We start from the raw sequence: 13,016 nt of genomic DNA, 5'->3' as shown, positions 1-13,016 counted from the left end.
TTTAATGAAGCTTAGTTTAAGTTTAGGCCGCGACTTTTTGTTTTTTTGTGGTTTTGGTTGCAAAGTTATAAGACTGCACCTGACTTCCTGGTTTCTTTTTCGCTTCAAACAATGCAGTGTCACCAAACTCAATCAGGTTTTTATAAGTAAGCTGGTCCATTTCTTCTTCACTTCCGAAGGAAACAATGCCAATAGAAGCCCCAATTCTTAATTTTTGATCACCGATCTCCTGAGGCATCTTCAATGCTTTCAAGGTTCTTTGTGCCATTTTAAGTGCATTGGCTTTATCTAATTTCGGTAATAGCAAACCAAATTCATCGCCTCCTAATCGCCCCAACGTGTCCATATCTCGGATATTTTTATTGACCACTTCTACAAATGCCTTAAGATATTTGTCGCCAACCAAATGCCCGTATTTATCGTTCACCTGTTTAAACTTATCTAAATCAAAATACATAAAGGATAAACACTCTTGTTGCCGCCGCGCTGCGCTGATGGCTTGTTTGGCACGGTCACTAAACAGATGCCTATTGCAAGCGCCAGTCAAAGCATCATAGTGAGCTAAGCGTTTAAGCCTTATATCTTTTCGAAAATCTCGTTTTAAAGTATTCAGCAAATAAGTGAGGATCTCGGGGGTTATCGCGTGAGTTGGGAATGCGTCTAATGTGTAGTTGCGATAACCTGATACATCAAAGCTATCAAAGCTGTCACTAAGCACAAGAATAGGGCAGGGCAACTCTTTTGCAGAATATTGTTTAGAAAGTTGGCGCCTTAAGGGCGCGAATTGTTCTTGGGTTACAACAATTGCGGAAGCATTGAAGGTATTTTCTTCAACTTCCAATTCATAACCTTTTTCATGCGGGATGACATCATCGACTTGAGGTATCATATTTAACGACGCCTTTAGCCACACCCTCTGCTTTTCGTTTTCACAGATAAGGAAGATTTTCATTTGCGCACCATAAGGTGGGATTTTTCTCTGGAAAACGAGAAAAAAGCCACTCTGTCGTTATTATTATTTTGTCTAATATATACTTAAGTATATGTGAATAATACACGAAACGATTAAAAAATAAACAATTTATATTATTTTTGAAAAAAGCTTGTGTTAAATCGAGGGTAATACACGGGTCGATTTGACCGTACCATAAGCAAAACTTGTATCGATGGATGCAATATTTCCAATGGCGTGCAAGTGTTTACGCACAAATGTTTCGTAATCATGAAGATCTTTTACAGCTACTTTTAATAGGTAATCTGAGCGCCCAGTCATAACAAAGCATTCTAATACTTTGTCTATCAGCTCAATTTCCTTTTCAAAATGAGAGACTACGTCAGCACTATGTCTTTCTAATTGAACCCTGACAAACACCATAATAGGAAGACCATAGGCATCATTGTCTACTTCTGCATGATAGCCTTTGATAACACCTTTTTCTTCTAACAGTTTAACGCGTCTCAAGCATGGGGATGGGCTTAAATTGACTTTATCCGCTAACTCTTGATTAGTAATTCTTCCGTTAGATTGTAATTCCCGTAGGATATTGCGGTCGATTTTGTCCATAAAGCTGAATTTCTTTAAAATAAAATGCTAAAAAATCCTATTTTAAAGCATTAAATGAGAACTTAATGCTAATTAATTTAGCATAAAATACTTAAATTGACAGTTGGAATTTAAGGGCTGGTATGTCGAACCACAACAAAGATTATAAATTCGAAACTCGAGCAATTCATCATGGATATTCGTCACAAGAAAATGCGGGGGCATTAAATCCCCCCATGCATTTATCCTCTACTTTTACCTTTGAGTCGGTTCAACAAGGTGCTGATCTTTTCTCAGGGCAAACTCAAGGACACTTTTATTCTCGCATTTCAAACCCTACGTTGAGTATTTTAGAGCAAAGAGTGGCAAATTTAGAAGGCGCAGAAGCTGGATTAGCTACCGCCTCGGGCATTGGAGCCATAACAGCGACACTTTGGACATTGGTAAAATCAGGCGATGAGATTCTTGTGGATAGCACCATTTACGGGTGCACATACGCTTTTTTACATCATGGACTTGGAAAATTTGGTGTCAACATAAGACATGTGGATATGACGGATATTCATGCTATTGAGTCCACAATTACTCCAAATACAAAAGTCATCTATTTTGAAACCCCAGCAAATCCAAATATGAGAATTGTAGATATACAACGGGTTTGCCAATTAGCGCAAAAATACCATGTGACTACAGTGGTTGATAATACTTACGCATCGCCGATGTTAACTCAGCCGGTCACTATGGGAGCCGATATTGTTGTGCATTCTGCAACTAAGTATTTGGGTGGGCATGGAGATCTGATTGGCGGCGTTTTAGTGGGCAGCAAAGCCATGGTGGAGCGCATCAGACTTGAAGGGTTAAAAGACATGACTGGCGCTTGTATGTCACCTTTTACCGCGATGCTGATTATGCGAGGTATAAAAACCTTATCACTAAGGATGCAAAGGCATAGCGAAAATGCAAATAAAGTTGCCCAATACTTATATCAACACCCTAATGTAAAGCACATGACGTACCCTCATCATGAAAGCTTTCCCCAATATGCATTAGCAAAGCAACAAATGCGAATGGGAGGCGGGATTATTACATTTGAAATTGCTGGCGATTTGCATGATGCCGCTAGTTTCATGAACCATTTAAAGTTGATCCAACGTGCTGTTTCACTCGGTGATGCCGAATCACTTATTCAACACCCTGCATCGATGACACATTCTACATACAGTCCAGAAGAAAGAGCTGAACATGGTATTTCTGAAGGCTTGATTAGATTGTCTGTTGGTCTAGAGGATGCATCAGATTTAATAGATGATTTGCAGTATGCGTTAGCAAAGGTAAGTAAAATCAATGCCGCTTAACTGATGTAAGCGGCTAAAAAAAATTAATCCGAGCTAAACACTAGTGATAGTCAAACTCTTGGTCATCGACTGCAAGTAAATCTGCTGCTGAGCTTAAAAGAGCGGATTTATAAAGGTCTTTTCTGGGCAACAATCGTTTCAAGTAAAAATCACATGTTTTACTTTTGCCCGCAGCAATTAAATTGTTGCTAGTGCTTTTTGCACATGACGCCATATCTAACCATAAAATGCCTAAAATCACATAAGAGCTGTAATGCATATAGTCAGTCGCAGCGCCGGCAACATCTACAGCAGATAGACCTAACAAGGCTTCAGAGGTATTTTGCCATTCTTGCAAGAGTTGCAACGCCTTTTGCTGATTCTCGTTTTCTTGCATGGCATCAATTCGTTGCTGCAATAGACTTATTGTGGCGGCTAGCATTTTGCCTTTATCACGAGTAAGTTTTCGGCCGATTAAATCTGCGGCTTGGATACCATTAGTACCTTCATAAAGCTGAGCGATCCTAGTGTCTCTTACTAGTTGTTCCATGCCCCATTCGCGAATATATCCATGCCCACCGTATACCTGAACACCTAAATTGGTCACCTCAGTTGCAATATCAGTCATAAACCCTTTGCAAATAGGCGTTAAGAATGCAATGACTTGGTTGGCTTTTTCCGCCGTTTCGCCACTAGCATATTTCTCTACATCCATTTGTTGCGCGTAAAGTAGCGATAATGCACGACATCCTTCTGTAAAAGCTTTTTGTGTCAGTAGCATTTTTCTGACATCTGGTTGCGCTATAATCGCATCAGCTTTACTTTCTGGTGACTGAACGCCTTGCGGCGCGCGAGATTGCAATCTTTCTCTGGCGTATTCTAATGCACCCTGATAACTGGCTTCGCTAGTACCAAGTCCCTGTAAGCCAACTTGGAAGCGAGCGTCATTCATCATAGTAAACATGCAAGCCAAGCCTTGATTCGCTTCGCCCACTAGCCATCCTGTCGCTTGATCGTAGTTCATCACACAAGTAGGGCTAGCTTTAATTCCCATTTTCTTCTCAATGCTTCCAACGCTTACAGCATTAGCTGCACCTGGTTCGCCATTATCATCAAGTAAAAACTTAGGTACTAAAAATAAACTTATACCTTTTACACCGGCTGGAGCATCAGGTAATCGAGCCAAAACTAAGTGGATGATATTGGATGTCCAATCTTGATCGCCTCCGGTAATAAAAATTTTATTGCCAGTAATCTTATAACTGCCATCTCGCTGTGGTTCCGCTTTAGTCGACAATAGGGCGAGGTCTGTTCCTGCATGCGGCTCAGTGAGGTTCATGGTGCCAGTCCATTCGCCGCTGATCAGTTTGGCTAAATACAGATCTTTTAACTCCTGCGAAGCATGTTTGTTCATCGCCAATACTGCGCTTTCTGTCAGCATTGTGGTTAATCGCCAGCTCAAATTAGCTGAATTTAACATCTCATGCACAGGTATAGCAGCGGTGTATGGCAGGTCCTGTCCATCAAATTCAGGGTTGCCTAACATGGCATTCCAACCGTTAGCGACATACTCCTGATATGCGTCGGCAAACCCATGGGGTGTAGTGACTTGGCCATTTTCCAGTTTGCAGCCTTGTTCATCCCCTTCTCTGTTTAACGGGGCAACGATAGTTTCGGCGAATTTTGCACCTTGATTGATAATTTCATAAACCAATTCTGCATCCATGCCCTCGGCGCCAACTTCTTGATAATGCTGTTCGATATTCAGCCAGTCATTAAGTAAAAACTGAAAATCGGCAAGGGGGGCTTTGTATTGCGGCATTAATTATCTCCTCATTGATCAATATCACTGCTGGTTGATCGCTTCATTGCTTTGTATTTAATTTGCTTAGTAAATGCATCTCTTACATTGACAAATTCGTCAGGCTTATGCCATTCGTGTAAAGTAATGGCAAAGGGGTCAATAAATCCAATACCTTTAACTTGCGTAGCCCAATAAGGCACAGGTATAGCTTCTTCAGATCCATCAAACCCAGCATCTAATTCACACTCATAAACCCAGAGATTTTGCTCTTGATTTAGAATGCCTAAATTAGTCCCTACTTCGACATTTAATCCTGTATCCTCCCAAACCGCTCTGTGGGCAGCACATTGTGCACTTTCATCGGAAAAATTATTTCGTACTGGAATATCAAATTTTCCATCAGGACGTTTTAGAACTAATAATTTGCCGCCTAAATTTATCAGGCAAGCTGCAGGTGCTTTGTAATCATTAAATTGCTCTGCTTCTACTCTACAACTAGGCGCAGGCATTTCTTCGGTTGTACAACCTAATAAAAGCGTAAGGATAAATAGAAAGTGGAAAAGTTTTAAATCAATTTTCATTATAGTCATCAATTGACAGTGATTAGCCCTTAGCGCACTTTACTGTTGGTGTATGGCAGACTCAAGCTTATTTGTTAAAACAGCTAATTCAACTCTATTTCCAATCTTGCCTATTTTGCTTAAGTTACAAAATATAGGACGCGGTAATTTTTGCGCTTACTGCTAGGAAAAAATTACTCACATTTGTGTATCTTCTTCTCCACAGAAATTTATAAATCCATTGAAGTTTAAAAATATTCTTTATAAAACAGTATGTTAAATAATGGCATTAAATTAGCTAATGGAAAAGTGAATGTGTAATTATCTTAATAAGACAACTAAGGAGAATACCATGTTAGGTTGGGCAATTACTTTTTTCATCGTAGCAATTATCGCAGCAGTTTTTGGTTTTGGTGGCATTGCAGGCGCGGCTAGTAGTATCGCACAGATTTTGTTTTTCGTATTTCTTGCATTGTTAGTGATTTCGCTAGTGGCTGGCGCTTTAAGAGGCAAAAAGCCGAGAGTGTAACCATTTACTAAATGTTAATTCATTAGAAACAAGACGTTTTAATTTTAAAAGAGGGATAATCAAATGAAGTTTAAGAAAATTTTAATGGCACTTACAGTAGCACTTTCAATCGGTTTATTGGCTGCATGTGAAGATGGTCCGGCAGAAGATGCAGGTGAAGAATTTGACCGCACGGTTGAAAACATCCAAGATGCTGCTGATGACGCAGGTAACGAGCTTGAGGATGCGTGTGAAGAAGCTAAAGAAGAAACTGGAATGGAAGACGACGATTGTTAATCAATCGATCTTTCGGACGTAAAAGACCAATCCTAATAGATTGGTCTTTTTTTTGTTTTTAATGAGTTATTTATGCTAAGTTGAGGCAAATTATTTGTGCTGGAAAAGTTGATCTGGGCCCCAGCAAAAAGCGTAAATATTTCTTAACAGAATAAAAATTAAATAGGCGAAAGGAATGAAATCAATACTGGTCGTGGATGATGATCCCGAATTCAACACTATTATGGGAAAATTGCTCGAGCATTTGGGGCATCATCCGTCTATATCCGACTCTGTTGCCGATGCCAAAGAGTGGTTAGATCTTAACGAATTTGATCATGTGTTTATTGATTTTATGTTACCTGATGGCTCTGGTTTACATGTATATGAGCATTTAAAAACCAAGAGCAAATTACCCAAAGTTACCTTTATTACCGGTAATCCCAAAATCAAAAAAACCATAAGTGAGTTGGTCGGTCCCAATGTGGATTATTTGATGAAGCCAATTCAACGAGAAGATATAGAACTTGTATTAAGTAGCAAATCTAAAAAAAGTAAAAAGACCACGGAAAAGACTGAGTTGCATTTTGGTTGTTTAATTGGTGAGTCAGCACCTATGCAGAAACTTTACACCATGATCGAGCGCGTAGCTCAAAGTGACGCCAACGTTATGCTAATGGGAGAAAGTGGGGCTGGTAAAGAGTTGGTAGCGCATGCAATCCATAATGCAAGTCAGCCAGAAGGTGATTTAATATTCACTAACTGTGGTGGTTTCTCGAAAGAATTAATTGGCAGTGAGCTTTTTGGTCACGAAAAAGGCGCTTTCACTGGCGCGGTGGGGCAAAAAAGAGGTGTATTTGAGCGAGCCAACAAAGGTACTTTGTTTTTAGACGAAGTAACAGAAATGCCCATCGATATGCAACCTAACTTACTTAGAGTATTAGAGACAAATAGACTTACCCGTGTGGGCGGTACTCAAGAAATAAGCGTTAATTGTCGAGTAGTCAGTGCTACCAACAGAGATTTACAAAGTATTGCAGAAGACAACGTGCTCAGAGAAGATATTTATTTTAGGTTGGCTGTATTTCCGATAGAAATCCCCCCCTTACGCTCAAGAATCGAAGACATTCCTTTGCTAGCGAATGCGTTTGTAGAGGAATTAAATCGCCAACATGATCAAGCTTACAAATTATCAAAAAGTCAGTTAACTATGTTGCAAAACTATGGCTGGCCAGGCAACGTCCGCGAGTTAAGACATGCCATTCATAGAGCTTTCATACTTAGTGACCCTGGCTCCAAAGAACTGCAATTTCCAGAAAACTTCGAATCGCCTTTTGCCAGTGTTAAATCAAAACAGCCTAAGGGAATTGAAGCCGGCAGAACCATAGAGGATGTTGAAAAATCCCTTATTTATGCGACGCTAAAAGAGGTCGATGGAAACAAGAGTATGGCCGCTGATATGTTAGGCATTAGCACAAAAACCTTATACAACCGTTTGCATGCTTATGGAGAAGACATCTAATGGCTATTTCCAAAGCAGAAGTATCTAAACAGGTTCATGACCTGCGAAAACCTATGAATGGCATAAGTATGCAGGCTGAATTGATTAAGATGTTAGTTGCTGGGAATCCCATTGAAAAAGACATTGTCGAGGCAGCAGATAAAATTATTCAACATAGCAAAGATTGTTCAAATGGCTTACAAAGTTTATTCGAACAAGTAGAAGCGACGCTGGATGATAAAGAGTAATATCCCGAAAAATAAAATATCGCCATTAACTTGGATGGTATTGTCAGCAGTATTGATTTGCATTGTCAGTATTAATGCTTTTTTATCCAGAGCCAATCTTAATGAGTTTGAAAGCTTACAAGACAGTATTCGTAATTCAGGGGATGTACTTGTCGCCATAGAAGATCTTCACGTGGCCGTGTTGAACATGGATAGGGTAATTTCTAACACCGTATTTTCGGTACAAAATATCGATACTAAATTGTTAGAAGATAATCGAACCAAGTTATCAATGAATATCAAAGCACTGCAAGCACAAAAAAGCGAAATGGCGTATCAGCAAGGGTTAATAGACAGAATGTTGATATCCTTATCGACCTACGTGCTCGACATCGATATATCACTCAAAAAGCTAAAAGAAGCCCCAATTCAAAATAGAAATATCTTTGCTAGTCATATTTTCAGTGAGTCTAAGCATCAAGAGTATGACGACATATTTTCTAAACTGGCGCAAAATGAAGAAAAAATGCGTAAGGAAAACATCGGTAAACTCCAGTTTGCGATCAAAGAATCAGCGCGCAATCAGTGGATATTTTTTGGCGTCAGTTTTTTAGCGACCCTGTGCATTCTTTTACTGGCACGTTATTTAGTGAGAGAGCAGCTTAATCAACGCCGTCAAATTGAACTTAGAAACATAGAACTTGCGCGTGCGGTAGAAGACAGAACAAAAGAGCTATCTTTATATTCTCAAGAACTCGCAAGAAGTAACAGAGAATTAGAAGATTTTGCCTTTGTTGCTTCCCATGATTTACAGGAACCCCTTAGAAAAATTCGTGCATTTGGAGAAAGATTGCACGCACACTGCCATGAGGTCATGGATCAGCGAGGAAACGACTACTTAAATCGCATGTTAAATGCTGCAGAACGTATGAGTAAATTAATTAGTGATTTACTTGAATTTTCACGTGTAAATACACAGGGTAAACCCTTTGAAAAAGTCGATCTAAATAAAATAGTAAGTGACATAAAAGAAGACCTTGTTGAAGCTATTTCAGAGGCGCATGTAAACATTGAAGCTGACGTTTTACCTAAACTTCAAGCTGATCCAATGCAGATGCAACAACTTTTTTATAACTTACTAAATAACGCGGTGAAATTCAGTTCAAAATCTGAAAACCCTAAAGTGCGTATCAAAGTAGAAGAAATTGACCAACCCGAGGAACAAGCAGAGTTTATTTTCAAAAACTGGGTTAAGATTAGTGTAATTGATAATGGAATAGGTTTTGACCAAGCTTACTCGGACAAAATATTTGCGCCTTTTCAACGTTTACATGGTAAACAACAATATCAAGGGACTGGCATAGGCTTATCAATTTGTCGTCGTATAGTGGAAAGACATAATGGTGTAATTAAAGCCGAAGCAGTAGAAGATGAGGGGGCGAAATTCCACGTTTACCTGCCTTTAGATAATAGCGAGTTGAGTTTAGACTCCAGAGAAAATTTATGAGAAAAGAGCTCAGTAACTTGCCATTTACCATTTTATTGGCAGATGACGATGACGATGATATTTTATTAACTCAAGATGCCATGAGTAGTGCAGGCATTCAGCACGATCTGCGGGTTGTTAAAGATGGCAAAGCCTTATTGGACTATTTAAACGATCTAGAACAGCAGCAAGATTTAAAAGTGCCCAATATCATCTTGTTGGATTTAAATATGCCCATCATGGACGGCAGAGAAGTGCTAAAAGCCTTAAAAGAGCACGAAAAATTTAAAGCTATTCCCGTTATCATTTTATCAACGTCTCAAGAAATCGAAGACATACAGCAAGGATACGCCTTGGGGGCTTCTGGCTACTTTTCAAAGCCTTCCAGTTTTGAAGATTTGGTGAAGTTAATGCAAACCTTAAATGATTATTGGTACGAATGGGCAAATTTGCCCGGTAATCTTGAATAGTTGAGAATTGAATGGAATCTATTAAGCGTATATTAATTGCCGACGACGATGAAGATGATGTTTTCATCATCCAAGATCGTCTAAGTCAATTGATGGTGACTGACGGAGATTTTACCGTAGAAACGGATTTTTCTGCGATTGTGGAAAAATTGTCGAATAACCATTATGACCTTTGTTTGTTAGATTTCTTTCTCGGTTCTTTTACTGGCATCGATGTCTTGGTGGCATTAGAAGAAAAACAAGTTAGCACTCCAATAATCTTATTAACCGGACAAAGCGATGACGATATCGCGAAAAAAGTAATTAGAAAAGGTGCCCAAGATTACATTCCGAAGGCAGCCATAGATTCACCAACGTTTGAAAAATCTATTAGTTATGCGGTGTCGCGTAAAGCGCTTGAATTTAGCCGTATTCGAAATCAACAAATAGAATCCGAAAACTTAGCTAAAGATAGGTTCATTTCGCATTTATCCCATGAGTTAAGAACACCTTTAACCTCTATTTTGGGTTATGCTGATCTGTTGCTGGAAAACCCCATAACAGCACCAGTAAATAAAGAGCTAAAAATTATTCAAAAAAACGGACGTCATTTATTGAGTCTGTTAAATGATGTGTTGGATTTATCTAAATTGTTAGCAGATAAATTTGAACTCCATCGACAACCATGCGATTTACGTCAAATGCTGGTCGATATCTACGGTTTATTAACAGTCGCCGCGGCAGATAAAGGTATAAACCTAGTTTTCGAATCCAAACAACCAGTGGATAATCGCCCGCTTTTAGACGAAACCCGCTGTAAACAGGTACTTTTGAATATTCTAGGCAATGCGATAAAGTTTACTGATCAAGGAGAAGTGAGACTAACCTTACAGCAACATGGTGAAACTGAACCTAGATTATCCATTGATATTCAAGACTCTGGAATTGGTATTGCAGAAAACAAACTCGACGAAATTTTTAAACCATTTTCTCAGCTTGAAGATGTATCAAAAAGAAAGTCCGGTGGCGCTGGGTTAGGGCTTTCTATCAGTGCCGAAATTATCCAACGTATGAATGGTAGCCTTACAGCAACGAGTGAAATAGGCAAGGGCACCTGTTTCCATATTGATGTACCTATTCAAATTACACCGGAAAGCATAAAAGAAGTTTTCGACTTCTCTACTGAGCAATACACTAAAAAATCCCAGCATGTTCCTAGTCTTAACGGCAAGGTACTTGTGGTGGATGATATTTTTGAAATCCGCCAATTGGTCGGTCAGTTGGTCAAAAATACAGGTGCTGAAGTAGAGTTTGCCAAAAATGGTAGAAGGGCAATCGAACTATTAGAAGGGTACAAATATGATCTAGTGTTGATGGATCTGCAAATGCCTGGAATGACTGGGCAGGAAACGATTCAAAATATTCAACAAGCTGGGATCGAATGTAAAGTATTGGCGATGACCGCTGGAAGCACCTTTAGTATTCAGGATGAACTGATTAGCTTAGGCTTTAACGGATTGATTACTAAACCCATAGATAGTGAGATATTTTACCGAGTATTGACCAAGTACCTAACAGTTCAATCACAAAATGAACAAGTGAAAGCGTTACCAAATTCGATGTTGTTGATTGAGGATGACGAAGACGCTGCCATGATAATGAAGATGTTGTTGACTCAACTGGGATATCAAGTAAGTGTCGCTCACTCTGCCACCGATGCTTACAAAAACCTTCAGAAACATGCAGATGGTGAGTTGACTGTAGTCTCTGATTTAAATCTGCCAGACGGTGGCGGGGCTGCACTTTTAAGTGCTATTCGCCAACATCATCCACATTCACCTCTTTTCGTAATAAGTGGTGAGCAGCCAAATCTGCAATATTCAACTGAGTACAATATTGCTGAATTTATCGTAAAGCCAGTCACAAAGGATAAGCTTGCTGAGGTTTTTAGTCAGTGACAAATGAAAAAGCCCGCGAGGCGGGCTTTTCTCAATTATCAGAAACTATTATTCTGCTTGATTATCCATGTCGTCTTCAATCGTTAAATTGTTTACGACTTTAGAAACGTCGTTGGCATTTTTAGCAATTTGTTCAGCCAATTGACTTATTTCCTTAGATTTAACCTTACCATTTAAGGTCACTTCTTTGTTTTCGACGTCTACGTCAATGTCCATACCCGGTACTTCGCTATTGAATAAATAGCGTGATTTAATGACGGTACCAATCTTAGCGTCGGTAAATGCTGTCATTTCATCATCATCATCCATCTCATCTGAATGTACTCTAGTAACAGTTAACATGTTATCTACACGGGCAACACCGTCAATGCCTAGGATAAGCTCTGATGCTAATTCTTTGTCCACGTCGTTATCGACTTTACCCGTTAGCGTTACTACGCCGTCTTCTACATCCGTATTGATGTCAAATGAATCTAAATTACCGTTGAATAACAAAGTTGCTTCAGCTTTACCATCAATCCAAGCGTCCATTGCATCTTCTTTCCAGTCATTTTTACCGTCAGAAGCCATAGCAGAAGTTGTTAACATACCTGAGATTGCAATTGCTGTTAATGTGCGTTTAAACATATCGACTCTCCTTTGTTGTCTAGTCGATTTTGAATATGCGATTTAAATGCCATTTGTAACATATTGAATATATTAATAAAATAATTATCCTTAGCAAATAATCTGTAAAACTTTCAAAAATATCTGTACAAAAGTATGAATAAAATGAGAAATTCTAGGGTCAATAATTTCAGCTTAATTCACAGCCTTTAGATGGCAAATAAACATGTCACAGATTACTTTTTTAGCTTTCAACCCTAAATTGAAACATCATTTCACAAACATAAATAGAGAATGGATAACTCAAATGTTCCGATTAGAGCCCATTGATGTTCAAGTGTTAGAAAATCCTGAAGAATACATCATTCAAAAGGGCGGCTATATATGGTTTGCTGAGCATGCGTCCTTGGGCATCATAGGTACCTGCGCTCTAATGAAAAGTAGCGAGGGTGATTTTGAATTAACCAAAATGGGTGTGTCAAATAGTGCCAGAGGCTTAAAGGTAGGGGAACAATTATTACAATACGTGCTTGCTCAAGCTCAAGCTCAACCCAACATAAAACGCCTTTATTTGCTAACCAATACAGCCTGTGAAGCCGCGATTCATCTCTATGAGAAAAATGGATTTGTACATGATGTTGGTATTATGGAGGAATTCGGCAGTCATTACGAAAGGTGCAATGTTGCTATGCTGTACACCAATTTATAGGGTTTGAGATTTCCTAGTAGTGCACCACAATACTGATTTTCTAATACTTGTAGCG

At 39.1% G+C, this 13,016-nt stretch carries 14 protein-coding genes; 9 read left to right on the top strand and 5 right to left on the bottom strand.

All coding sequences use genetic code 11. From position 1 onward, the window contains the following. Positions 1 to 22: 22 nt before the first annotated feature. Positions 23 to 952: a GGDEF domain-containing protein gene (locus tag ACNKW3_RS06605; RefSeq protein WP_427398489.1), complete on the bottom strand. Its 930-nt coding sequence runs from the start codon at positions 950 to 952 to the stop codon at positions 23 to 25. 156 nt (positions 953 to 1,108) lie between these two features. Beyond that, entirely contained in the window at positions 1,109 to 1,564 is a 456-nt protein-coding gene (locus ACNKW3_RS06600) for an Lrp/AsnC family transcriptional regulator (RefSeq protein WP_427398488.1), read from the bottom strand. Positions 1,565 to 1,686: 122 nt separating this feature from the next. On the opposite strand from ACNKW3_RS06600, the gene megL reads away from it, so the two are divergent. Further along, positions 1,687 to 2,898 carry a methionine gamma-lyase gene (megL, locus tag ACNKW3_RS06595; protein ID WP_427398487.1) on the top strand — a complete coding sequence of 404 codons (1,212 nt, stop codon included), beginning with the start codon at positions 1,687 to 1,689 and terminating at the stop codon, positions 2,896 to 2,898. Positions 2,899 to 2,938: 40 nt separating this feature from the next. On the opposite strand, the gene ACNKW3_RS06590 is transcribed toward megL, so the two are convergent. Together ACNKW3_RS06590 and ACNKW3_RS06585 are read right to left on the bottom strand one after the other, a co-directional pair. Then, positions 2,939 to 4,699: an acyl-CoA dehydrogenase family protein gene (locus tag ACNKW3_RS06590; RefSeq protein ID WP_427398486.1), complete on the bottom strand. Its 1,761-nt coding sequence runs from the start codon at positions 4,697 to 4,699 to the stop codon at positions 2,939 to 2,941. A gap of 11 nt (positions 4,700 to 4,710) precedes the next feature. Next, the gene (locus tag ACNKW3_RS06585) at positions 4,711 to 5,262 is read right to left on the bottom strand and encodes an NUDIX hydrolase (protein WP_427398485.1); all 552 of its coding nucleotides are present in this window, start codon (positions 5,260 to 5,262) and stop codon (positions 4,711 to 4,713) included. Positions 5,263 to 5,593: 331 nt separating this feature from the next. On the opposite strand from ACNKW3_RS06585, the gene ACNKW3_RS06580 reads away from it, so the two are divergent. The 7 genes from ACNKW3_RS06580 to ACNKW3_RS06550 all read left to right on the top strand — a co-directional run bounded on the left by ACNKW3_RS06580 (position 5,594) and on the right by ACNKW3_RS06550 (position 11,646). After that, positions 5,594 to 5,770, top strand: a complete 177-nt coding sequence (locus tag ACNKW3_RS06580; protein ID WP_427398484.1) for a DUF1328 domain-containing protein — start codon at positions 5,594 to 5,596, stop codon at positions 5,768 to 5,770. Between the two features lie 63 nt (positions 5,771 to 5,833). After that, positions 5,834 to 6,046, top strand: coding sequence for a hypothetical protein (locus ACNKW3_RS06575; protein ID WP_427398483.1), 213 nt, complete (start codon positions 5,834 to 5,836; stop codon positions 6,044 to 6,046). A gap of 175 nt (positions 6,047 to 6,221) precedes the next feature. Beyond that, positions 6,222 to 7,547, top strand: a complete 1,326-nt coding sequence (locus ACNKW3_RS06570) for a sigma-54-dependent transcriptional regulator (protein WP_427398482.1) — start codon at positions 6,222 to 6,224, stop codon at positions 7,545 to 7,547. After that, a complete protein-coding gene (locus ACNKW3_RS06565) occupies positions 7,547 to 7,774 on the top strand; it encodes a histidine kinase (RefSeq protein ID WP_427398481.1) in 228 nt (75 codons plus the stop codon). The genes ACNKW3_RS06570 and ACNKW3_RS06565 overlap by 1 nt, the downstream gene beginning before the upstream one ends. Continuing rightward, positions 7,761 to 9,260 (top strand): sensor histidine kinase, encoded by a 1,500-nt coding sequence (locus ACNKW3_RS06560; protein WP_427398480.1) that lies wholly within the window; start codon positions 7,761 to 7,763, stop codon positions 9,258 to 9,260. The genes ACNKW3_RS06565 and ACNKW3_RS06560 overlap by 14 nt, the downstream gene beginning before the upstream one ends. Further along, positions 9,257 to 9,709, top strand: a complete 453-nt coding sequence (locus ACNKW3_RS06555) for a response regulator (RefSeq protein ID WP_427398479.1) — start codon at positions 9,257 to 9,259, stop codon at positions 9,707 to 9,709. Before ACNKW3_RS06560 ends, ACNKW3_RS06555 begins: the two co-directional genes overlap by 4 nt. An 11-nt stretch (positions 9,710 to 9,720) precedes the next feature. Further along, the gene (locus tag ACNKW3_RS06550) at positions 9,721 to 11,646 is read left to right on the top strand and encodes a response regulator (RefSeq protein WP_427398478.1); all 1,926 of its coding nucleotides are present in this window, start codon (positions 9,721 to 9,723) and stop codon (positions 11,644 to 11,646) included. 48 nt (positions 11,647 to 11,694) lie between these two features. Here ACNKW3_RS06550 and ACNKW3_RS06545 read toward each other — a convergent pair whose 3' ends face one another. Beyond that, complete coding sequence (locus tag ACNKW3_RS06545; protein ID WP_427398477.1) at positions 11,695 to 12,273, bottom strand: BON domain-containing protein; 579 nt, start codon at positions 12,271 to 12,273, stop codon at positions 11,695 to 11,697. Between the two features lie 205 nt (positions 12,274 to 12,478). Between ACNKW3_RS06545 and ACNKW3_RS06540 the strand changes: the two genes are divergently transcribed. Then, the gene (locus tag ACNKW3_RS06540) at positions 12,479 to 12,961 is read left to right on the top strand and encodes a GNAT family N-acetyltransferase (RefSeq protein WP_427398476.1); all 483 of its coding nucleotides are present in this window, start codon (positions 12,479 to 12,481) and stop codon (positions 12,959 to 12,961) included. Positions 12,962 to 13,016 lie beyond the last annotated feature (55 nt).

This window comes from Glaciecola sp. 1036, assembly GCF_050306235.1.
In the GTDB taxonomy this organism is placed as follows: domain Bacteria; phylum Pseudomonadota; class Gammaproteobacteria; order Enterobacterales; family Alteromonadaceae; genus Glaciecola.
The sequence above is the reverse complement of the archived record's forward strand: the minus strand, read 5'-3'. Positions and strand labels throughout refer to the sequence as shown.